The organism is Carnobacteriaceae bacterium zg-84, assembly GCA_013874835.1.
Lineage (GTDB): Bacteria > Bacillota > Bacilli > Lactobacillales > Aerococcaceae > WM01.
In genome coordinates, this window is sequence record CP059430.1 from 861,131 (window position 1) to 885,434 (window position 24,304).

Genomic DNA, 24,304 nt, shown 5'->3' on the forward strand with positions numbered 1-24,304 from the left:
ATACTAAATATTGTGTTTACTGTATTCTAATACGTTTTATAAAATGAGTTTGTTCAAGTTTATATCTTACCCAACTTGCAATTTTTGCATACATCAAAATCGAGATAATTGTGCCTTCTCGAATGGGTAATGCCTCTTGTAATATAGAACACACAATAATAGCAAAACCAACTAAACAGACGTCATACCACTGTCTAAAACGACGAAAATTAAAATTCCCTTTCTCACACAACACTAATCCTAATGCTTCAATCGGTGAACTCACACAATTTAAAGCAATCATACATCCAACAGAAATTGCAGCAATGATGTAACCAATAACTGCCAGTATTAGTTGAAAAGGATAATGTGTTATCGTTATATGGGACAGCACATAGGTTAATATCATGGAAATAGATATGCCTAATACAAAAGATACCGGAATTTGTAAAAACTGACGTACCCTAAAATTTTTTCTTAAAATGAGAATTTGTAAAAAAACACACATCATATTTGTCACCGTTGTCATTGTTCCTATATCATAACCAGTCAAATACGACCATGATAAATTAAAAGCATCAATACTCCCTAATCCAATATCTGCTTTAACGCTGAAACTAACTCCTATTCCTAAAAACACAACTGATAGAATCGTTAGTAAAAAATTAACGATGTTTTCCCTCATATTTTATACTCCGCTTGCAATTCTAAAATAATATCTCTCAATGTTGCTGCTTTTTCAAAGTTCAATTCTTTTGCAGCTTGTTTCATTTCTAATTCTAAGTGATGAATGCTCTCTTTTCTTTCTGCTTTAGTCATTTCTTTGTAAGACTTCGTATGCTCCACTTCTTTTTCAGCCACTTGCGTAATCGCAATTAAGTCGCGGATGTCTTTTTTAATCGTTTTTGGCACAATACCGTGCTCTTGATTGTAAGCTTGTTGAATGCTTCGTCGACGATTCGTTTCATCAATGGCACGTTGCATCGAATCCGTTATTTTATCTGCATACATAATCACCTTTCCTTCAGCGTTACGTGCAGCACGTCCAATCGTTTGCACAAGGGAACGTTCACTTCTTAAAAATCCTTCTTTATCGGCATCTAAAATCGCTACTAAGGTCACTTCGGGTACATCTAATCCCTCACGCAACAAGTTAATACCAACTAAAACATCAAATGTTCCAACACGCAAATCTCGAATAATTTCTGTTCGTTCTAGTGTATGAATATCACTATGCAAATATTTCACTTTAATACCAATATCTTTTAAATAATCCGTTAAATCTTCTGACATTTTTTTTGTTAATGTCGTAATAAAAACACGTCCACCTTTTTCGATTTGTTCGTTAATTTCACTCACTAAATCATCAATTTGTCCTTTGATTTTTCTCACTTCGACTGGTGGATCTAGTAATCCTGTTGGACGAATAATCTGTTCGGTAACAGTCGGTGTTTGTGCCAATTCATACGGCCCTGGTGTTGCTGAAATATAGATAATTTGATTTACTCTGTCTTCAAATTCCTCTAATCGCAGTGGACGATTATCAACTGCACTTGGCAATCGGAATCCATATTCAACTAAGCGTTCTTTTCTGGCTCTATCACCATTATACATACCTCGAACTTGCGACATTGTAATGTGTGATTCATCAATAACAATCAAATAATCATCTGGGAAAAAGTCTAATAATGTATAAGGAGGTTCTCCCGGTTGACGACCATCCATATGTCTGGAATAATTTTCAATACCATTGCAATAACCCATTTCAAGCAACATTTCAATATCATAGTTTGTACGTTGTTCCAATCGTTGTGCTTCTAATAATTTATTGTCGGCACGAAGTTCACTCAAGCGTTCCTCTAACTCTTCTCGAATAGAGTCAATCGCTTTTAAGGTTTGTTCTTCACTTGAAACAAAATGCGCCGCTGGAAAAATGGCAACATGAGAACGTGTCGCTTTGACATCTCCTGTTAGCACGTCTATTTCTTGAATACGATCAATTTCATCTCCAAAAAAGGACACACGAATGGCTTGAGAATCTCTTGATGCCATAAAAATATCGACACTGTCACCTCTTACACGAAATGTTCCGGGCCTAAAGTCAAAATCATTACGTGTAAATTGCATGTCAATCAAACGATGTAATACGTCATCGCGTTCAATAATTTGTCCCTCACGCAACGACAATACGAATTTTTTATATTCTTCTGGATTAACCAATCCATAAATACACGATACAGACGCAACAATAATAACGTCTTTCCGCTCAACTAAAGCACTTGTTGCCGAATGACGTAGTTTATTGATTTCATCATTGACGCTCGATTCTTTTTCAATATATGTATCACTAGAAGGAACATACGCTTCTGGTTGATAATAATCATAATAACTCACAAAATATTCAACTGCATTATTTGGAAAAAATTCTTTTAATTCACTATATAACTGTCCCGCTAATGTTTTATTATGTGCCAATACTAAAGTTGGCTTATTTACTTCTTTAATAACATTAGCAATCGTAAATGTTTTTCCTGTTCCTGTGGCACCTAATAGTGTTTGTGCCATTTTCCCTTGTTGGATACCTGCGACTAATTCTTTAATCGCTTGTGGCTGATCGCCACTTGGTTGGTAGGGAGAAACTACTTCAAAAACATGCTCACTCATTTCTTCTCTCCTAACTTATCTTTATTCAGTAACATCTTATCATACAATCCATAGAATGACTATTTTCTTGTATGGCAAAATAATAGACAAATTTTTTATTTTTTAATATGATAATACTATCAATATAAATTAGAAATGAGCGAATAGAATGTTACTAATGAAAGATATTATCCGTGAAGGACATCCAACGTTAAGAGAAAAAGCAGCACCTCTTTCTTTTCCACTAACACAAGAAGAAAAAGACATCGCAAAAGAAATGCTTGAGTTTTTACACAATAGCCAAAATGAAGAAATTGCTGAAAAATATGAATTACGTGCAGGTGTTGGACTAGCAGCACCACAAATCAATGTATCTAAACAAATGATTGCACTTCTTGTTCCAGGAGAATACGAAGATGATCCGTTTATTTTAGATATGGTTATGATTAACCCTAAAATTATAAAACACTCTGTCCAACAAACATGTTTAAAAACTGGAGAAGGTTGCCTATCTGTTGACCGTGAAGTACCCGGTTATGTCCCTCGCTTTTCAAAAATCACACTAGAGTATTTTGATATAGACGGTAATAAGCAAAGCATGGTACTAAAAGGATTTCCTGCCATTGTCGTACAACACGAAATCGACCACTTAAATGGGATTATGTTTTATGACCGTATCAATGAAACAGAACCATTTAAAGAATTAGAAAATATGACAATTATTGACTAATGAACAACCCTGACACAACACTTTTAAAGAGTTGTGTCAGGGTTGTTTTTCTAAAAAGGCATGAAATCAATCTGTTTAAAGAGTTGATTTCATGCCTTTTTGAGTATAATCAAATCTGTTCATTTAAATAGATATTGACTTTTAGGCTAGTTCCAAAAATATTACTTATTTCTTTTCACTAACACTATATGTTTAACGTTGGCGTTTGTATGGCTTTAAATTCCAAATTTCATCAACATAACGTAAAATCGTATAGTCAGATGAGAATGGCCCCGCATTAGCAACATTTTGCAAGGACATTCTTGTCCAACGTTCTTTATCTTTGTAGGCTCTATCCACTTCTTCTTGTGTCATGACATAACTTTCAAAGTCTTGTAGGACAAAATACTCATCATTGTAAGTGACAAGCGAGTCAAAAATCTCTTGACCTTCATGTGCTGTATGTGGCACTGTACCGTCCAATAAGGCGTTTAGGACACGGTGAACTTTTGGATTGGTTTCATAAATATGACGTGCATTATACGAGCCATTTTCATAAAAGGCTTCAACTTCACGATTAGACATACCAAATGTAAAGAAGTTTTCCGCACCTACATAGTCACGAATTTCGACATTGGCTCCATCCAATGTACCAATCGTTACGGCACCATTTAACATCAATTTCATATTACTTGTTCCAGATGCTTCTTTTCCGGCTAATGAAATTTGCTCAGATAAATCTGCCGCTGGAATAATCAATTCTGCTAGTGAAACACCATAATTTTCAACAAAGACAATTTTTAATAAATGATTCACATCTATGTCATTATTAACAAGATCTGCCAGAGCATTGATAAATTTAATAATAGATTTAGCATACGTATAACTTGGTGCTGCTTTTGCCCCAAAAATAAAGACTCTAGGTACATAATCAATATTTGGATTTTCTTTAATCGTTAAATAACGTAATAAAATATGCAGAGCATTTAATAATTGACGTTTGTACGCATGTAGACGTTTAATTTGTACATCAAAAATAGCATCTATTGGTAATTCAATACCTTTTTCCTCAAGAACATATTTAGCAAAACGTTCTTTATTTAAACGTTTAACATCTTGTAAGGCATACAATACATCATTATCATCTTGGTATGCTTTTAATAATTTTAATTCGGTATGATTAAAATGCCACTGGGTACCAATGGTTTTATCAAGTAATTCTGTCAAATCTGGATTGGCAAGTTGCAACCAACGTCTTTGTGTAATACCATTTGTTTTATTGTTAAACTTCCATGGGTACATTTCATAAAAATCTTTTAATGTAGCATTTTTTAAAATATCCGTATGTAGTTTTGCTACACCATTGACACTATGGCTACCAATAATAGCTAAATTTGCCATTTTAATTTGGCCGTCTAAAACAATAGCTGTGCGTGTTGTTAATTCAATGCCATAAATAGCTGTTTTCTTTTCAAAATGACGACGATTAATTTCTAAAATAATTTGATAAATACGTGGCAATAATGTTTCAACCATATCACAAGACCAACGTTCCATGGCTTCTTGTAAAATTGTATGGTTCGTGTAACTAATTGTATTTTTCGTAATTTCCCACGCTTGTTCCCAGGATAAATGCTCTTCATCTAATAAAATACGCATCAATTCTGGAATACATAACGTTGGATGTGTATCATTGATATGAATGGCAATTTTATCTGGAAAAGCACGCCATGGTAAATTCAAGTGTTTAAAATAACGTACAATGCTTTGTACACCAGCACTTGAGAAGAAATATTCTTGTTTTAAACGCAATAATTGACCGTCATAATTCGAATCATCTGGGTACAATACTTCAGTAATTTTCTTAATTTCTTCTCGTTCTTTTTCTAAGTTAAAATGCTCTTCTTCGCCATAAGGAATTTCAGCAGACCACAAACGTAAATTATTCACCACACCATTTTGATACCCGACTTGTGCAACATCATACGGTACAGCTAAAATATTTAACGTATCTTCATACTGAGGTTCTAATTGTCCTTGATGATTTGGTACAAGATTTACTCGTCCACCAAATCGAACAATAACCGATTTATTTTCTTTTCTAACTTCCCATAAATTCCCATTACGTAACCAGTTTTCAGGTAATTCTACTTGATATCCGTCAACAAATTTTTGTTTAAACAAGCCATAACGATAGCGAATACCACAGCCGTGTCCTGGCGAACCTGTTGAGGCAATCGAATCCATAAAACAAGATGCTAGTCTTCCTAAGCCTCCATTTCCTAAAGCTGGGTCTACTTCTGCTTTTGCTAAATCATCTAAATTTAAGTTTAAATCTTGCAATCCTTTTTCTACCGTTTTTAATAAACCTAAATTCAATAAATTATTTTTTAGCATACGTCCTGGTAAAAATTCCATAGAAAAATAATAAACTTGTTTTTGTTTATTTTTTTCATAACGTTGATTTGTTTTCACCCAATTTTCATTAATAATAGACTTTACAATATCCGATAAAATATATAATTGCTCTACATTAGATCCTTGTGTGTAATCATAGGCATACACATCAATGAACCTTTTTTTGTATAAAGTAACAAATTGTTCGATATTCATTCTCTACTCCTTTTTAATGTTTTTGATACAACTCAATATAGGCTTTTGCAGGAAAGACCCAATCAAATGTTTGTGACATAGCTTGTTTGACTAACTGTTGCCATTTATCTGGTTCATTAAAATAAAGAGAAAGTGCTTGATAAATGACATCTAATAAAACGTACTCGGAAAAATCATAAAAACTAAATCCAGTACCTTCACCTGTAAATTGATTATATGGTATCACTGTATCTTTTAATCCACCGGTTTCATGTACAAGAGGTAATGTACCATATCTTAATGCAATCAGTTGAGATAAGCCACAAGGCTCAAAAGCAGACGGCATTAAAAATATATCGCTTCCTGCATAAATACGCTGTGCTAAACTTACATCAAATGTAATCAATGCTCTACATTTGTGTGGATATTTATTTGCAAGATGAATAAACGCCTCTTCAAAAACGGCATCTCCAGTACCTAAAATGACGACTTGTACATCTTGTTGTAAGACTTCTTCTAATGTTTGTGCAACAAGTTGAAATCCTTTTTGATCGGTTAAACGTGAAACAGCACTCAATAAAGGAGCATCTTCTCGAATAGGTAAGCCTAGTTCTTGTTGTAAACTCGTTTTATTTTTTGTTTTATTTTCCAATGATTGACTTGAAAAATGATACGGAATATGTGTATCCGTTTCAGGATTGTTTAGTTCATAGTCAATCCCATTTAAAATACCGGTAACTTTCCAAGAATTATGGCGTAACACATCATCTAGCCCTTCGCCAAATTCACTTGTCATGATTTCTTTAGCATAAGTTGGACTAACTGTTGTGACAACATCAGAAAAGTTAATGCCTGCTTTTAAATAGTTGAGATTATCATAGTATTTTCCACCATCATCTGTCAACATTGTATAGTATGTATCAAAGATACTTTCTAACACAATCGGATCATAAATACCTTGGAATCTTAAATTATGAATGGTTAATACTTTTTTGATGTCTTTAAATGCATCTACCCAATGGTATTTATCCACTAATAAAGCAGGTATCATAGCTGTATGCCAATCATTAACATGTAAAACATCAGGTATAAAATCAATTTTTTGCATCATTTCAATAACAGCTAGTGAAAAATAACCAAAGCGCTCTCCGTCATCCCACTCTCCATATAGTATACCACGATCAAAATAATCTAAATTATCAATAAAATAATAGGTAACGCCATCCATGTATAAGGTTTTAACACCAACATAGCAATCTTTTTGCCCAACTTTTATTGTAAACCATAATAAGTCTTTTATCTTATCTTTATAAACTTGTTTTATATGTGTATAAAATGGTGTGACAACACGAATGTCAATTCCTTGTTTTGCAAGCTCTTTTGGCAAAGCATACGCAACATCTGCTAATCCACCTGATTTTGAAAATGGCACAACTTCTGAACTGGCAAATAATATCTTCATATTCTCCTCCTATACACGACGTTCTTCATTTTCACCAATAATATCATTTTTAGTAATCAATAAAATATTGTCCGGTGTCCCTTTAATCACTGCGCCTTTCCCAACTTGAACACCTTTATCTAAAATAGCATATTCAATAGAGGCACCTTTTCCAATATGACATCCTTGTAAAATAATTGTGTTTTTCACATGAGCATCTTTTTCAACTTCAACACGTCTAGACAGTAAACTACGTTCAACATGTCCACGTACCACACAATCTGTGGCAATCAAACTATTTAATACAATGGCATCGTCTGTAAAAAATGACGGTGCTCCATTTCTTGTTTTTGTGACAACTGGATTAGATGCATAAAATAGTGATTTAAATTTTTGGCTATCCAGCATATCCATATTGGCATAGAAATAATCTGACAAGTCATTGATAATGGCTGTATAGCCTAAATGAATGTATGTATTGACAGTTTCTTTTGCTGAATAATGACGAATTAGCTCATCTACTTCTACAAATAATTTTTCTTTCACCGCCAGACTAATCATTTCATATAATTTTGGTGTTGATAACAAATATTTATTTAAATTACGGTGTCCTTCATCAAAAATTTGTGTAATATCGCAGCCAGATTCGATATGCTCTTGTTTCACATCTTCTAAATTTACATTGGCAATCACTTTACTTCCTGAAATAAACACATATCCTACATGTGAACGTTTCACAAATTCAATTAAATCTTCATAAAAATCTTCGTATCCAACTTCTTCTCCTAGTGAATATTTATAAAATTGTTGTGAAAAAGTAAAAATACCACCATTAACATGTGAATCGAATCCCCATGAACTACCGCTTCTCACATGGTCATAAATAGAACGACCAGATTTTCCGATAAATAAAGCAACAGATTTAACACCAGCTTCACTTACAGAAGATAAAGGAAAATCAATAATACGAAAACGGCTGGCAAAAGGTAATGCTGCAATCGGTCTTTTTAAGGTCAACGCACGTAGTGAATCAGACTGTTCGGTTAATGATAGAACGGCACAAATATCATTTTTTCTCATTAGTTTAATCCTCCAATTTTTTCATCATATCCAATAACGGCAATATTTGATTGTGTTCCAACAACTCTTGCATTATCTGAAATAACCGCATTTTCTCCAATAATCGCATAGTCAATCACAACATTTTTACCGATTTTTACATTTCCCATAATTAAACTATTATTGACCGTTGCCCCCTCACTAATAGTGACATTATTCGATAAAATCGAATGATTCACATTTCCCTCTATAATACAACCGTCAGAAATCATGGCATTTTTTACTTTAGCGTGCTCTCCAATAAAATGTGGCAGAGCATTGATATTATTTGAAAAGATACGCCATTCTCTATCTCGAATATTTAATTCATGATTTTCTTCTAAAAATTCCATATTGGCTTCCCATAATGATTCAATGGTACCAACGTCTTTCCAATAACCATTAAAGCGATAAGCAAATACATTCTCATGATTGATTAAATATTGAGGAATAACATTTTTTCCAAAATCTTCCATTTCTCCTTGTTCATCATTTAGCAATAATTGACGAAGTTTTTTCCAATCGAAAATATAAATACCCATAGATGCTAAATTGCTTTTTGGTTCTTTTGGTTTTTCTTCAAATTCGATAATACGACTATCTGAATCGGTATTCATAATCCCAAAACGTGAGGCTTCTTCTAATGGTACTGGAATAACGGCAACTGTTAAGCTAGCATTATTGGCTTTATGAAATTCAAGCATTTTTTGATAATTCATTTTATAAATATGATCACCGGATAAAATCAAAATATACTCTGGATTGAGTTGGTCAATATAGTCAATATTTTGAACAATCGCATGTGCCGTTCCAGCGAAAAATTGTGTTCCTTTTGAGCTAGAATACGGTTGTAAAATGGTTGCTCCACCGTAACGTCCTTCCATTCCCCAAGCTTTTCCGCTACCGATATGTTCATTTAGTGATAAAGGTTGATATTGGGTAATGACACCAACATTATCAATATCTGAATTAGCACAATTACTCATCGCAAAGTCAATAATACGATAACGCCCTCCAAATGGTACAGCTGGTTTAGCAATATGTGCCGTTAGTTTACCAAGTCTTGTACCTTGTCCTCCGGCTAATATCATCGCAATCATTTCTTTTTTCATACAGTTAACTCCTTCATTTCTTTTTTTATATATACTCTTTTAGGTTTAATATATAGTGCCGCTAAACTCGGTACGACACATTCAAAAGAATACGGTTGATTTTGATAAGGGATTTTTTCTGTTTGATAAATGGATTTTGTATGCGTCCAAGTACCACCATACTCTTTTGCTTCTGTATTCAATAATATTTCATACTGTCCCTCATAAGGAACACCTACACGATATGTTAATCGTTCTATTGGCAAGAAGTTAGCAATCATAATTAGAAAATCTCGTTTTTGTTTTCCATGTCTAATAAAACTAATAATGGACTCGTCTATATTATCTGCATCTAAAACCGTTATACCGTCCGATTTAGTATCTACTTCATACAATGCCTTTTGTGATTGATACAAATGATTAATTGTTTTAATAAAATATTGATACTCTTGATTAAACGGACGTTGTAAATCAATCCATTCTAATTGAGAATAGAAACGCCATTCTAAAAATTGACCTAGTTCATATCCCATAAAATTCAATTTTTTACCTGGATGAGCTATCATATAGGCTTGTAAAAGTCTTAATGTCGCAAATTGTTTGTACCTATCGCCTTTTATTTTACCTAACATTGAATTTTTTCCATGGACGACTTCGTCATGTGATAATGGCAATATAAACTGATCATGAAACATATACATAAATGAAAAAGTCATCAAGCGATAATAATCTTTTCTAACATACGTATCTGTTTCAATATAGGCTAATGTATCATTCATCCAACCCATATTCCACTTAAATAAAAATCCTAGACCTCCGTGATATACAGGTCGTGTTACTCCATCAAATGATGTACTTTCTTCGGCAATCATCAATGTTGTTGGATAATAACGATAAATAATCGTATTTAGTTGTTTTAAAAAGTCAATGCCTTCTAAATTACGATTATCTCCATATTTATTTGGTTTCCAACTTAAATTATCAAAATCTAAATAAAGAATATTTGATACAGCATCTACACGAATACCATCGACGTGGCACACATCTAACCAAAATAGCGCATTAGAAATTAAAAAACTTTGTACTTGTGGTTTACCTAAATCAAAATTAAGCGTTCCCCACCCTTGATTATTTGCCCTATCTTCATCACTATATTCATACGTTGGTGTCCCGTCATAATAGGCAAGTGCATAAGCATTTCGACAAAAATGTCCCGGAACCCAATCCATAATAATACCAATACCTTGTTGATGTGCATATTCTACAAAATCTCTAAATGCATCTAAATCTCCAAAGATTGATGCCACAGCATAATACCCCGTAACTTGATATCCCCAACTTTCTTCAAGCGGATGCTCCATAAGTGGCATAAACTCAATATGCGTATATCCCATGTCTTTGACGTAAGGCACAAGATATTTTTTGAAGTCATCAAATGAATATAAAGTACCGTCTAAATGCCGTTTCCAAGAACCTGCATGTATCTCATATATATTCAAAGGTTTTTCTAAAATATCTTTCCTTTTTTTATTTGCCTGCCATAGACCATCTTTCCATTTTTTAGGTGCAACATCATATACAATAGACGCATCTTTTGGTGGTCTTTCAAATTTTTTAGCAAATGGATCAATTTTGTAAATAGTATTTCCTTGCTCATCTTCAATCACATATTTATAACAATCTCCCGATTTTGCTTTTTCAGATAAAGATAACCATATACCCGTTTCTTCTAAACACGTCATACGCTCATAAGTCCAATCATTAAAATCCCCTACTAAATAAACATGTTTGGCATGTGGAGCCCATACAGCAAAAGAAACGTAAACGGTTTCATTTCTTTTCACAAAATGATTCCCTAAAAAACGATAACTTGCATATTGTTGTCCAATATTAAATAAATAAATATCATCTTTCCATTCTTGATATAAATTTTTCGTAATATTTCCCTCCTTCATCATTAGAGTGCATATTCATCAATTTAATAAAGTTTCTATCTTCGAGATAAATTTGTTTAAACCAAAGAAAGAAAACGCTTTATGTTTGATATTATTATACCATATTTTTACTTCATCTGGTGATTTTTTTTGATGTTTTTTCAATATTTTTGCCTATTATGAATTGTTATAATACAGACTATAATAGCTCCATAAAACAGCTAACTAAAACTTTTATTTTTATAAATAGATAAAACTTTATCTCTTCTTAAAATTCTGTTATAATACAATTATAAATTTTTAAGAAGGTGATTCCATTGTATTTTAAAGAAAGTTATTTCATATCATAAAAAAGGAGTATTATTATGAAAAAATATAAATATATCACATCAATCTTCTTCACATTTATCGTCATTTGTATCATCACTGCTTGTTCACCAAAACAAGATAGTACAAACATCAAACCTCTTGCAGAAGGATTTCCTTATACTGGAACCTATAAAGCAACAACATCAAAAAGTACCCTATCGGCTATTCATTTTGAAAATGACAAAATGATTCTATCACTTGATATGAACAATCATGCTTCTAAAAACGATGTGATTAGAAGCAATATTTCAACAAATATTCGTAATCAATTTAGTCAAATACTTGATAAAAATGGAAAACTAAATAAAAAAGCAACGATAACAGATGATTTAAAACAAGAACCAAAAGCACCTACACTACGTGCTTACTACGAACAAGATTTACCAAATTATCAAGCAAAATATGGAAATATGTATCTTGAATTTTCACATCCAACTGTTACAAAAGCACATGGAAATGATACCGACTGGGTTGTGCAATTGCATGTAGAAGAAAACGATGAACGTCAGATTTTGATTATAGAACGCATTGATGATACATCATTTAAAGACAATACAGGAACTATTTATAAAAAATAATGTAAAATGGAGCGATATGATGACGCCATCATATCGCTCTATCTTTCTTTTTTTAACACAAGCGTGCTCAATGGTGGCACTGTAATGCCTTTAGAGCCAACAATCCATTTTCTCACAGAAATGGATTCACTGCTTATCAACAATGTATATGTTCCATGTGGTAAATATAAGTCTTTTCCATAAAAATTAGCACTATGAATAATAAATAAATCTTTGACACAATACGCAATGATTTGCTCATCACTTTTAATCACCTTAACCATTTCTTTTATTGTATCAAAGTCTGTTGTGGCAAAAAAAGGATGCTCTTTTCTAAAGTGTACTAAGGAGGTTACATACTCGATATTATCTTGATAAACAAACGCTCTATCCCAATCCATTTGATTAATAATATCTGGCGAACAATACGAATTTTCAATGCCCGATTTGGTACGCATAAACTCTTGTCCTGCATGTAAAAATGGTATCCCAAATGTTAATAAAACCATGCTTGTCGCAAGACGATGTCGCTTGAGGCGAATGGTATCGTTTTCTGATGTATTGTGCAACGTTAAATAATCCCACAGCGTGTAATTATCATGTACTTCGACGTATTGTACCATTTGCTTCATGTGTGTATAAGGTGCTGTTCCCAAAATCTGATTGAAGATAATCCCCTCAAATCCCAGTTGCCCTGATACAAAAGATTTTACATTATCTCGAAATTTATCGTTAAAAAAAGCAATATCTGAAATCAAATGTGCATTAGCTTGCATTGCTTTTTGAGGGGTAGGCAAAGTACCCATATCCCACCCTTCACCTAAAATGATGATATGAGGATTGATTGCTTTTAACCGTCTTGATACGTCTTGCATCGTTTGAATATCTAACATCCCCATTAAGTCAAACCTAAACCCATCTATTTGATAAGTTTGTGCCCAATAAGATACACTATCAACGATATACTTTCTAGCCATTTTTCTCTCACTGGCAAAATCATTGCCAACACCTGTCCCGTCGGTTAACACACCATATTCATCACGTCTAAAAAAATAAAATGGTACGATTTTTTCAAAACTATGTTCTTTGATGTGATACACATGATTATAAACCACATCCATAATGACACGTAACCCCTCTTGATGACACTTATCAATAAACGCTTGACACTCTAAAATTCGTGTCATAGGATCATACGGATTAGTACTATAACTTCCCTCGGGTACATTAAAATGCAGCGGGTCATATCCCCAATTATATGAACGCCACGGTTGTGTTTCATCAACGGATTGTGCACTATAATCAGCCATAGGCATCATTTGAACATGTGTGACACCTAATGATGTCATGTAATCAATACCTGTTTTTTGTAAATGACTTGTATGCGTATTGTGCTCTGTCAGTCCAAGAAACATGCCTTTATGCTGTATACCACTATCTATATGGCTGCTCATATCTCTTACGTGCATTTCATAAATGATAGGTACATCAACAGGTGGTAAAGGCAACTTGCTTGCTGTTGGTACTGTTACAATAACACCTCGTTCGCCATTCACAGTTACGGCTTTTGTATAGGGGTCAACTACTTCATGATAATCTGTGTGTCGATAAATACCATACATATACGTTTGATGTAAACAATTTCCAAGGAATGTGTATGTGTATACTCCTCTTTCTTGGTTTATCATCTCATACGGGACATCATCTAATAATAAATATACTTGTGTTGCTCCAGGTGCCCATAGTTTAAATTCTGTTTGCTCGGGTGTATACGTATATCCTAATATTCCGTCATAATAAAAATAGTCATCAAATAAAGGTAAACGTGCAATATGACGAAATAAAACAGGTATTTTTTCTCCATTTACGATAGCAAAAATAGGTGTATCCAATGGTAGAGGAAGATTTGTTTGATAGGTATAAGAAGTTGATGTTTGTGATACGAGTGTTATCATCACATCACATGATAAACTTATTTCCAAAATATCGACTTGGGGTGTATCACATACCACTGTTATCCTATCAATATCGTCCATAAAGGCTTGTAAATATTGATTTGTCATTCTATTCTTTCCTTTAATCTTGTGATACGTTCACTATAACATAAACAAAACGGTAAGTCGACAATACCTGTCAACTTACCGTTTTAATATTTGGATTACCAATTTATATAATCTTCATCTTCCATCGCTTCTACTTCACCTAATAAATAGCCATTTCCAACTTGTGAGAAGAAGTCGTGATTACTTGTTCCTGTTGAGATACCATTCATGACAATCGGATCAACATCTTCTGCTGTATCTGGAAACAGTGGATCAAATCCTAGATTTTGTAATGCTTTGTTGGCATTATAACGAATAAAGACTTTTACTTTTTCTGTCCAACCAATTTGATCGTATAACATTTGTGTGTATTTAATTTCATTTGAATACAACTGATATGTTAATTGGAATACCCAATTTTTCAATGTTTCTTGTTCTTCTTCACTTAATTCATTATACGCTAATTGGAATTTATAGCCAATATATGTTCCATGAACAGATTCATCACGAATAATCAGCTTAATGATTTCTGCGACATTCGCTAGTTTATTGTTTCCTAAATAATATAATGGTGCAAAGAAACCTGAATAAAATAAGAAAGATTCTAGTAACACACTCGCTACTTTTCTCTCTAACGGAGAACCATTTTGATAAATACCGTTAATAATTTCTGCTTTCTTTTGTAAAAATTCATTTGAGTTTGTCCAAGCAAAAATTTCTTCAATTTCTGCTTTTGTATTCAACGTACTAAAGATTGACGAATAACTTTTCGCATGAACAGACTCCATAAATTGAATATTGTTATAAACGGCTTCTTCGTGTTGTGTACGAACATCTTTTTTCAAAGATTCCACACCGTCTTGTGATTGTAGCGTATCTAATAAAGTCAATCCACCAAACACTTTCGCAACCATATCTCTTTCTGCGTCAGTTAACGTACGCCAATCGTCTAAATCATTTGATAATGGAATACGTGTATCTAACCAAAATTGCTCGGTTAATTTCTCCCACGTTAATTTATCAATCATATCTTCAATACTATTCCAGTTAATTGCAATATATGGATTCATTCATACTTCCTCCTAAATACCTATGCTAATACTCTACTATGATTGGTTCTTTTTTGCAAGGAAAATAAACAACATATCAACATGCTAAAAAGAATACATACCATATATAGTAGTTATCCCTTTAATTGACTACACAAAATCCAATACCCTTTATCACGGTTTAATAATGTCACATTGCCAAAAACATCTTCCATTTTTTTCTGTGCACTAGGTGCTCCTTGTTTTTTTTGAATGACAATTACAATATAACCATTAGGTTTTAAATACGATATACTTTCTTCAAGAATATGATGCACAACTTTTTTTCCTGCACGAATAGGTGGATTAGAAACAATCATATCAAATTGCTCTGTTATCGCTTCGTACACATTAGATTGTAGTACTTTTGCATGATTGACTTTATTTTCATGTATATTTTTTTCTGTTAGATGAACCGCACGTTCGTTTATGTCCACCATTGTCACAAAAGCATCTGAATAGGCTTTTGCTAGTGTTAATCCAATGGGACCATATCCACAACCAACATCTAAAATAGCGGGATTTTTAGGCAGTATCATATCTTGTTTAATGGTTTCAAGTAGTGTACGAGAACCAAAGTCTAAACCTGTTTTTGAAAACACACCGTGATCTGTCCATATAGATAATGTTTGATTTGCCACAACAATCGTATGTTTTTGTTCATCGGTCTTACTTGTAGGTGTGTGGCTATAATAATGTTCTGACATGTGATACATCCTTTCTCGTCTTATCATCTTGCTTATTATATAGAAAAACACGTGATTAAACAATTGAAATCATCTTCTTTTGTAGAATATAGTAACATATACTAATGCTTAAAGAAATAATGAAAAGAACGATTATTTTCTCTAAAGAAAAATATATTTTATACCATAGAACCTTTAGTCAATCAAGATACGCAAGTACTCGTTGACTTACTCTATCAATTTTACGAACGTTATAGAACTACAATATTTTAAGACAAGATGTCGTTTTATATAATCAAAAACAACCGACAGAGAAGTCGGTTGTTTTTGGATTATACTTCTAATTCATTATCTTTTAACCACTCATAGTGGAATGTGCCGTCTTTATCAACACGTTTATATGTATGTGCACCGAAGTAGTCACGTTGTGCTTGAATTAAATTAGCAGGTAATACTGGTGTACGATATGCATCAAAATATGTAATCGCTGCTGAGAATGTTGGTACTGGTATACCGTTTCTAACAGCTAAAGAAACAACATCACGAACAGATTGATGATATTCTTTTGTAATGTTTAAGAAATAATCATCTAATAATAAGTTCGTTAAATCAGGATTTTTTGTGTAGGCATCTGTAATTTTTTGTAAAAATTGTGCACGAATGATACAACCTGCTCTAAAGATTTTGGCAATATCACCATATTGTAAGCTCCAGCCAAACTCATCACTGGCAATACGCATTTGGGCAAATCCTTGTGCATAGCTCATAATTTTACTAAAGTATAAGGCACGGCGAATGCTTTCAATCCATTTTTCTTTATCTTCTTTAGAAATACTTTCTTTTTCAACAGTCGGTAAAAGAGTTGATGCTGTTTCACGTTCTTCTTTAAATGTTGAAATATATCTAGCAAAAACAGATTCTGTGATTAAGGATAATGGCACACCTAAATCTAATGCATTTTGTGATGTCCATTTACCTGTTCCTTTATTACCGGCACTATCTACAATCACATCAACCATTGGTTTTCCTGTTTGAGCATCGTATTTTGTTAAAATATCGGCTGTAATTTCCATTAAATAACTATCTAACTCGCCTTGATTCCATTCTTTAAAAATAGAGGCAATCTCTTCGATAGATAAACCTAATAAATGACGTAATAAATCATAGGATTCAGCAATTAACTGCATATCGCCATATTCGATACCATTATGAACCATTTTCACATAATGACCTGCTCCATTTTCGCCAATATATGTGACACAAGGCTCTCCGTCTTTGGCTTTTGCTGCAATTTCTCGTAAAATAGGTGCTACTAAATCATATGCTTCTTTTTGTCCTCCTGGCATAATCGCAGGTCCTTTCAAAGCACCTTCTTCTCCTCCAGAAACACCTGTTCCGATAAAGTTAATACCAGAGCTTGCCAATTCTTCATTGCGACGCATTGTATCTTTAAAGAATGTATTTCCTCCGTCAATTAAAATATCGCCTTTATCTAAATGTGGTAATAATGATTGAATGGTTAAATCTGTTGGTTTTCCTGCTTGTACCATTAACAAAATACGTCTTGGCTTTTCCAATGAATCAACAAATTCTTCAATCGAATAAGTTGGTACTAATTTTTTATCTGGATGTTCAGCAATAACAGCGTCTGTTTTGGACGTTGTACGGTTAAAAATAGATACCGTATATCCTCTACTTTCAATGTTTAATGCTAAATTTTTTCCCATGACGGCCATGCCGACAACACCGATTTGTTGCTTAGTCAAAATTCATTCCTCTTTTCATGAAAATATATAGACAAATAGTAACAAATCTTGATGTGTCATTCAAGTAAATCGCTTATAAAGATTGCAATAAAATGAAAAAAACACTATACTTTTTATACTAAGATGTTAAAGGAGTTTTTATGAAAATACTTATTCCAACGGCTAAAGAATTATTACCTACTTTACCAAGTACACAAAGACCTCCACTTTCTAATCAAACACAAGACATTTTATCTGTCTTACAAGAAAAAACAGTGGAAGAACTGGCAACATTTTTTCACATATCCTATGATCGTGCCGTTGTTGAGCATAATCGAATTCAATCATTTCATACAGCACCTTGTTATCGTGCTATTACCTTATTTAACGGATTGATGTATCGCCAAATCAATCGTCAGAACTTATCAGAAAAAGAAATAGCGTATCTTGATAAACATGTGTATATAACATCCGCTTTATATGGTATCATTCCTGCTACAGCACCTATTGTTGAGCATCGTTTTGATTTTGCACACGCCTTACAAGTCAATGGTAAAACGCTAAAACAACTATGGAAAGAACATTTTGACGGATTTGCATCATCACATCAACCTATTTTATCGCTATTATCCAGTGAATTTGAACAGATTTTTTCTAAAGAGATATCACAACAATTTTATACATGCTCTTTTTTAAATCATAAACATAAAACACATTCTACAACATCTAAAAAAGGACGTGGAGGCTTAGTCAATACCTTGATAACTAAGCATATTACGGATATTCAAGATATAAAATTATTACAGTTTAATGGTTTTTCTTACTGCGCTGAAAAATCAAGCGACACACATTTTTGCTTTGTTTCTCAGCCATAAAAATACATTACTTACATATTAATCATGTTAAAATGCTTTTTTATCTAAGAAAATCTACTCAAAAAGACTTGACATCAACTCATTAAAAATGTTGATGTCAAGTCTTTTTATTATACAAATTTTTCAACAATCATTGCATCGCCAAAACTAAAGAAACGATATTTTTTAGAAATGGCATGTTGATAAGCATTTAACACATTTTCTCGTCCTGCAAATGCTGATACAAGCATAACTAAAGTAGATTTTGGTAAATGAAAATTCGTAATAAAACCGTCGACAATTTTAAACGTATACCCAGGGGAAATAAATATATCTGTCCACCCACTTGATGCTATCATCGTACCTTGGTTCGCTGTGGCAATAGTTTCTAGTGTACGAATAGACGTTGTTCCAACAGCTATGACACGATTTCCTCTTTTTTTCGCTGCATTGATTTTATTAGCTGTTTCTTGATTTAACTGATAAAATTCTGAATGCATTTTATGCTCACTTAAATTTTCAACAGAAACCGGTCTAAATGTGCCTAATCCGACATGCAATGTCAAATAAGCAATGTCTACACCCTTTGCTTCAATTTGTTCTAATAATTCTGGTGTGAAATGCAAACCTGCTGTTGGGGCAGCCGCAGAACCAACTTCTTTTGCATAAACGGTTTGATAGCGTTCTTTATCATCCAAATGCTCTTTAATATATGGTGGTAAAGGCATTTCCCCTAAAGAATCTAAGACTTCTAAAAAGACACCTTGATACATAAATTCAACAATGCGTCCTCCGTGCTCTTGTTCTTCGATAACTTTTGCTTTTAAGCGTCCATCTCCAAATGAAATAACTGTTCCTACTTTAACACGCTTAGCAGGTTTCACAAGAGCTTCCCATTTATCTCCCTCTATATTCGTCAATAATAACAATTCAACATGAGCACCCGTATCTTCTTTTTCTCCATGCAATCTTGCGGGTAAAACACGTGTATCATTTAAAACTAATACATCTCCCTCATGCAGATGATTGACAACATTGATAAATGTTTCATCTTGATACGCACCACTTGTGGCATTTAAGGCAAGTAATCTTGATTTACTCCGTTCTTTTAAAGGTGTCTGTGCAATCAGCTCCTCCGGCAAATCAAAATCAAAGTCTTTTGTCGTTAACATTTTACTCTCCTATTCATCTTTTTTATATGCAATACCTAAATGCTTATAGGCATATTCAGTCACAACCCTACCTCTTGGGGTTCTTTGTAAAAAGCCCATTTGAAGTAAGTACGGTTCATACATATCTTCTATTGTATCGGTATCTTCACTAATGTTTGCGGCGATTGTACTTAGTCCGACTGGGCCACCATTGTAAAGTTGTATCATCGTTTCTAATAAATTTCTATCCACATGATCTAAACCTTTTTCATCAACACGTAATAAGGATAATGCTTTATCCGATAATTCCTTTGTTATCACACCTTGTCCAAAAACTTGTGTGTAATCTCGAACACGTTTTAATAAACGATTGGCAATACGCGGTGTCCCACGTGAACGTAACCCAATTTCATACGCTCCTGCCTCATCAATCTCCATATCAAAAATAGATGCCGAACGTTTGACAATTTCAGAAAGAGCTTCTACATCATAATATTCCATGTGAGAAACGATACCAAATCTATCTCTTAATGGTGCTGATAAAGAACCTGCTTTTGTTGTTGCACCAACGAGTGTGAACGGTGGCAATGGAAAATGAATGGGCTGTGCCGTAGCTCCTTGACCAGAAATAATATCAATATAAAAATCTTCCATAGCAGAATATAACATTTCTTCCACTTGTCGTGGCAAACGATGAATTTCATCAATAAACAAAATATCACCCGGATTTAAATCACTTAATAAAGCAACTAAATCACCCGGTCTTTCGATTGCCGGACCACTCGTTGTACGAATGCCTACACCGATTTCATTCGCAATGACCATTGCCATTGTTGTTTTTCCTAATCCTGGAGGACCATATAATAAAACGTGGTCTAATGCTTCTTGACGTTCTTTTGCAGCTTTTATATAAATTGCTAGCTCATGCTTTACACGGTCTTGCCCAATATACTGTGCTAATGTTTTTGGACGTAAAGACATCTCTGCTTGTTCTTCTTGTTCTGTTCTAACATGACTAGACATAAAACGTTCTTCATCAAATGACATAGCAATCTCCTTTTCATTTTTACTCTACACTAAAGTATCATTTTTTGGACTTGTAGTAAAGTATTGTTGTCTAAAATAATATAGATAACAAATCTATATGCTGACTTTTTTGCAATTCATGATTTAACGAGTATTTCTTTGAATTTATCTTTTTTCATCGTCATTATCAAATGATAAACCGTAAATCAGTAAACTATTGATATTATTCTATTTTAAATACATTTTTTCCTTGATACACACTATTGAAACAAATGTTTCATTATAAAACACAATTTTTTTAATGAATTGTTGTTTTTGACTTTAAAAAAAAACATATTCATTGTAAAATAGAAAGGTACGATACTGAAAGGATGAACGATATGGCAAAAAGAAACTTAACCCCACAAGATATTTATGATCAAGCATTTAAAACAAGCATGAGAGGATACAACACTGTTGAAGTAGATGAATTTTTAGATTTAATCATGCAAGATTACGACATGTTTGAAACAGAACTAGCAAAATTAAAACAAGAAAATATTCGCTTAATCAACAAAATTGGCGAATTATCAGAAAAAAATGGTGGTTCTGATGCAAAACCTCAAACATCAAGTGCCGGCACAACAAACTACGATATTTTAAGACGTATATCAAACTTAGAAAAACACGTTTTTGGTTCAAAATTGGACAATGTTCAATAAGATGTCTTTGTAGACTTCGGATTATTGCGGTTTAGTATCTAAGCTGAGGAAAGTCCATGCTCGCACAAGCTGAAATGCTTGTAGTGTTCGTGCTTAGCGAAACAATAAGCTAAGGCAACTATTAGTTGACGGCAGAAAAAATGGCTAAGGCTTAGGCTATGTCAAAGTATTCTTGAAAGTGCCACAGTGACGAAGCAATACTGGAAACAGATTGGTGGAACGCGGTAAACCCCTCGAGCGAGCAACCCAAACGTATGGTAGGGGCACTCTTTATAGGAATAACAACGAAAAAAGAGGTGTATCAATGATACACAGACAGATAATAATCGCTATTTACTCTGCTCCTGACAGATAAATAGTACAGAACATGGCTTATAGAAGTTTACAATTCAGGTTATATAAACATTACGCACAGTGCTAAATCTTTTTAGCACTGTATTATTATGGAGATAATATGTCATGAAAACATTCAAATTGATGGCGACGTGTGCGGCTGGTATTGAAGCACTCGTTGGTAAAGAATTAAAAGATATGGGATACACTTGCCAAGTTGAAAATGGTAAAGTGCTATTTGAAGGAACAGCTTATGATATTGCCAAAACAAATCTATGGCTACGTACGGCTGACCGTATTAAAATTATTTTTGGAACATTTAAAGCACGTACATTTGATGAATTATTTGAAAAAACAAAAGCACTTCCTTGGGAAGATATGTTACCTTTAGACGCTAATTTTCCTGTTTCTGGAAAATCTGTTAAATCAACACTTCATCATGTACCTAGCTGTCAATCTATTACAAAAAAAGCGATTGTTACAAGACTTTCTAACTACTATCATCGCAAAACAAAACTAGCCGAAACAGGTGCTGTCTACCCTATTGAAGTATCTGTTTTAAAAGATGTCGTCACATTAACATTAGACACAACCGGATCTAGTTTATTTAAACGTGGGTATCGTACTGAAAAAGGTGGTGCCCCTTTAAAAGAAAACATGGCAGCTGCACTAATCCAATTAACAACATGGTTCCCTGACAGACCTTTATACGACCCAACATGTGGATCAGGTACTATTCCGATTGAAGCAGCCCTAATAGGATTGAATATTGCTCCTGGATTAAATCGTCATTTTGCGTGTGAAACATGGGATATTTTTGATAATGATATTTTTGAACAAGTTCGACAAGATGCCAAAAATCAAATCAAAAAAGATGTCACACTTGATATTACAGGTACTGATATTGACGGCTCAATGATTGAGATTGCCAAACGAAATGCTGAAAAAGCAGGTGTGTCAGAGCATATTCAGTTTAAACAAATGCAATTATCAGATTTCAAAACAAAAAAAGAGTTCGGTATTTTAATTTCAAATCCTCCTTATGGTGATAGATTGTTAGATGAAGATAAAGTACATCACTTGTATCAACAAATGGGACAAACGTATGCACACATACCAACTTGGAGTAAGTATATTTTAACAAGTGATTTAGCTTTCGAAACTTACTATGGTCAACAAGCAACTAAAAAACGTAAATTATATAATGGAGCTATTCGTACAGACTATTTTCAATTTTGGGGTTTAAGACCAAAAAAAAATACGGAACAATAGCTTAAAAGGCTTAAAATCCGAGGATTTTAAGCCTTTTCGATTTTCACAGCCGTGCCACAGCACGACACAAACACTTTTCCACACGCTAATAATTGATAATGGACACGAATACCAATAATACCATTCGCATCAAGATCACTAGCTTTCATACACATTTCCAAATACGCGGCTTCTCGAATATCTGATAATTCTGTTTCGTCCATTGCCACATCGACTAAGCCTTCAACAAATCCCATCATTTCTCCAAATACAACATCACAATACTTTTGAATGGTATATCCTACTACGTGTTCGGTTGTCGTCAGCAACATCATATATACGCCCCCTTTTCTTTTTATTTTGTATCTAACACATATCCTCTTTCTGTTACATAACCCTCAATAGACCATATTCCTATTTTCTTTTTCTTAGCCGCTTCTTGCTTTGTTTTCAATAATGATAAATATTTTTCTTGTCCTTTATAAAAAGCAACTCGTGCTAAACCCTCTTCAACAAGAATTTCTTCTAATAATTTCCCGTCGACAAAGACATACGCTAACGCTCTGTCGTACTTATCTTCTTTTTTGCCTGTTTCTTCATATTCCAAAGAAATAATTTTGGCTTTTTTTAACAATTCTTTTGTTCGTTCACTCGCCTCTTTCCCAAAAGGATAAATCGGTGTATCTGGCTTTACACTTTCAGGCGTATCGACTAATAATACACGCACTTTTGTTTCTTTTCCATCAATATTGAAAATAACAGTATCTCCGTCTACCACTCGTTTTAAGGTTACTTGTTCTTGGTTTTGTATTGGTGTGCTTGTTTGTACTTGGCAACCAACACAAAAAAATGCGAGCATGATAAACCATAATTGTTTTAATTTCATGATTATATTCTCCTTTGTTTACAATAAAGACACTCTTATTATAAACTACTCTTCTTATTTTGAACATCATTATCAATGACTTTATTCACTGTCTAAATTACGCTATAATAAACATAAAAAGAAAAGGA

Annotated in this window: 20 protein-coding genes and 1 other RNA gene; 6 read left to right on the forward strand and 15 right to left on the reverse strand. The window is 33.5% G+C overall.

Annotated elements, in window-relative coordinates:
• Positions 1 to 16 precede the first annotated feature (16 nt).
• Together H1220_04060 and uvrB are read right to left on the reverse strand one after the other, a co-directional pair.
• Positions 17 to 664, reverse strand: coding sequence for a YitT family protein (locus H1220_04060; protein ID QMI86527.1), 648 nt, complete (start codon positions 662 to 664; stop codon positions 17 to 19).
• Positions 661 to 2,643, reverse strand: coding sequence for an excinuclease ABC subunit UvrB (gene uvrB, locus H1220_04065; protein ID QMI86528.1), 1,983 nt, complete (start codon positions 2,641 to 2,643; stop codon positions 661 to 663). Before uvrB ends, H1220_04060 begins: the two co-directional genes overlap by 4 nt.
• A gap of 148 nt (positions 2,644 to 2,791) precedes the next feature.
• Here uvrB and H1220_04070 point away from each other — a divergent pair, with 148 nt between their 5' ends.
• A complete protein-coding gene (locus H1220_04070) occupies positions 2,792 to 3,352 on the forward strand; it encodes a peptide deformylase (protein ID QMI86529.1) in 561 nt (186 codons plus the stop codon).
• Positions 3,353 to 3,544: 192 nt separating this feature from the next.
• Here the strand turns inward: H1220_04070 and H1220_04075 are convergent, their stop codons facing one another.
• From H1220_04075 to glgB, 5 genes are read right to left on the reverse strand one after another with little or no spacing between them, the layout of a single operon-like run.
• Entirely contained in the window at positions 3,545 to 5,944 is a 2,400-nt protein-coding gene (locus tag H1220_04075) for a glycogen/starch/alpha-glucan phosphorylase (GenBank protein QMI86530.1), read from the reverse strand.
• Positions 5,945 to 5,957: 13 nt separating this feature from the next.
• Positions 5,958 to 7,385: a glycogen synthase GlgA gene (gene glgA, locus H1220_04080; protein QMI86531.1), complete on the reverse strand. Its 1,428-nt coding sequence runs from the start codon at positions 7,383 to 7,385 to the stop codon at positions 5,958 to 5,960.
• 9 nt (positions 7,386 to 7,394) lie between these two features.
• On the reverse strand, positions 7,395 to 8,444 hold the full coding sequence (locus H1220_04085) for a glucose-1-phosphate adenylyltransferase subunit GlgD (GenBank protein ID QMI86532.1): 1,050 nt from the start codon (positions 8,442 to 8,444) through the stop codon (positions 7,395 to 7,397).
• On the reverse strand, positions 8,444 to 9,574 hold the full coding sequence (locus H1220_04090; protein QMI86533.1) for a glucose-1-phosphate adenylyltransferase: 1,131 nt from the start codon (positions 9,572 to 9,574) through the stop codon (positions 8,444 to 8,446). Before H1220_04090 ends, H1220_04085 begins: the two co-directional genes overlap by 1 nt.
• A complete protein-coding gene (glgB, locus tag H1220_04095; GenBank protein QMI86534.1) occupies positions 9,571 to 11,508 on the reverse strand; it encodes a 1,4-alpha-glucan branching protein GlgB in 1,938 nt (645 codons plus the stop codon). Before glgB ends, H1220_04090 begins: the two co-directional genes overlap by 4 nt.
• Positions 11,509 to 11,852: 344 nt before the next feature.
• Between glgB and H1220_04100 the strand changes: the two genes are divergently transcribed.
• Positions 11,853 to 12,434 (forward strand): hypothetical protein, encoded by a 582-nt coding sequence (locus tag H1220_04100; protein ID QMI86535.1) that lies wholly within the window; start codon positions 11,853 to 11,855, stop codon positions 12,432 to 12,434.
• 38 nt (positions 12,435 to 12,472) lie between these two features.
• On the opposite strand, the gene pulA is transcribed toward H1220_04100, so the two are convergent.
• The 4 genes from pulA to gndA form a co-directional block, all read right to left on the reverse strand.
• The gene (gene pulA, locus H1220_04105; GenBank protein QMI86536.1) at positions 12,473 to 14,476 is read right to left on the reverse strand and encodes a type I pullulanase; all 2,004 of its coding nucleotides are present in this window, start codon (positions 14,474 to 14,476) and stop codon (positions 12,473 to 12,475) included.
• Between the two features lie 95 nt (positions 14,477 to 14,571).
• On the reverse strand, positions 14,572 to 15,525 hold the full coding sequence (gene nrdF, locus H1220_04110) for a class 1b ribonucleoside-diphosphate reductase subunit beta (protein ID QMI86537.1): 954 nt from the start codon (positions 15,523 to 15,525) through the stop codon (positions 14,572 to 14,574).
• Positions 15,526 to 15,638: 113 nt separating this feature from the next.
• Positions 15,639 to 16,250: a class I SAM-dependent methyltransferase gene (locus H1220_04115; protein ID QMI86538.1), complete on the reverse strand. Its 612-nt coding sequence runs from the start codon at positions 16,248 to 16,250 to the stop codon at positions 15,639 to 15,641.
• Positions 16,251 to 16,561: 311 nt separating this feature from the next.
• The gene (gene gndA / locus H1220_04120) at positions 16,562 to 17,995 is read right to left on the reverse strand and encodes an NADP-dependent phosphogluconate dehydrogenase (protein QMI86539.1); all 1,434 of its coding nucleotides are present in this window, start codon (positions 17,993 to 17,995) and stop codon (positions 16,562 to 16,564) included.
• A 140-nt stretch (positions 17,996 to 18,135) separates the two neighbouring features.
• On the opposite strand from gndA, the gene yaaA reads away from it, so the two are divergent.
• Complete coding sequence (gene yaaA, locus H1220_04125; GenBank protein QMI86540.1) at positions 18,136 to 18,849, forward strand: peroxide stress protein YaaA; 714 nt, start codon at positions 18,136 to 18,138, stop codon at positions 18,847 to 18,849.
• Between the two features lie 110 nt (positions 18,850 to 18,959).
• Here the strand turns inward: yaaA and queA are convergent, their stop codons facing one another.
• Together queA and ruvB are read right to left on the reverse strand one after the other, a co-directional pair.
• Positions 18,960 to 20,000, reverse strand: coding sequence for a tRNA preQ1(34) S-adenosylmethionine ribosyltransferase-isomerase QueA (queA, locus tag H1220_04130; GenBank protein QMI86541.1), 1,041 nt, complete (start codon positions 19,998 to 20,000; stop codon positions 18,960 to 18,962).
• A 9-nt stretch (positions 20,001 to 20,009) separates the two neighbouring features.
• A complete protein-coding gene (gene ruvB, locus H1220_04135; protein ID QMI86542.1) occupies positions 20,010 to 21,026 on the reverse strand; it encodes a Holliday junction branch migration DNA helicase RuvB in 1,017 nt (338 codons plus the stop codon).
• A 359-nt stretch (positions 21,027 to 21,385) separates the two neighbouring features.
• Between ruvB and gpsB the strand changes: the two genes are divergently transcribed.
• The 3 genes from gpsB (at position 21,386) to H1220_04150 (ending at position 23,311) form a co-directional block, all read left to right on the forward strand.
• The gene (gpsB, locus tag H1220_04140) at positions 21,386 to 21,706 is read left to right on the forward strand and encodes a cell division regulator GpsB (GenBank protein QMI86543.1); all 321 of its coding nucleotides are present in this window, start codon (positions 21,386 to 21,388) and stop codon (positions 21,704 to 21,706) included.
• 12 nt (positions 21,707 to 21,718) lie between these two features.
• An RNA gene (rnpB, locus tag H1220_04145) (RNase P RNA component class B) lies at positions 21,719 to 22,086 on the forward strand.
• 79 nt (positions 22,087 to 22,165) lie between these two features.
• Positions 22,166 to 23,311, forward strand: coding sequence for a class I SAM-dependent RNA methyltransferase (locus H1220_04150; GenBank protein ID QMI86544.1), 1,146 nt, complete (start codon positions 22,166 to 22,168; stop codon positions 23,309 to 23,311).
• A 26-nt stretch (positions 23,312 to 23,337) separates the two neighbouring features.
• On the opposite strand, the gene H1220_04155 is transcribed toward H1220_04150, so the two are convergent.
• Both H1220_04155 and H1220_04160 read right to left on the reverse strand, forming a co-directional pair.
• Positions 23,338 to 23,622, reverse strand: a complete 285-nt coding sequence (locus H1220_04155) for a heavy metal-binding domain-containing protein (protein QMI86545.1) — start codon at positions 23,620 to 23,622, stop codon at positions 23,338 to 23,340.
• 23 nt (positions 23,623 to 23,645) lie between these two features.
• On the reverse strand, positions 23,646 to 24,176 hold the full coding sequence (locus tag H1220_04160; GenBank protein ID QMI86546.1) for a thermonuclease family protein: 531 nt from the start codon (positions 24,174 to 24,176) through the stop codon (positions 23,646 to 23,648).
• Between the last annotated feature and the right edge of the window lie 128 nt (positions 24,177 to 24,304).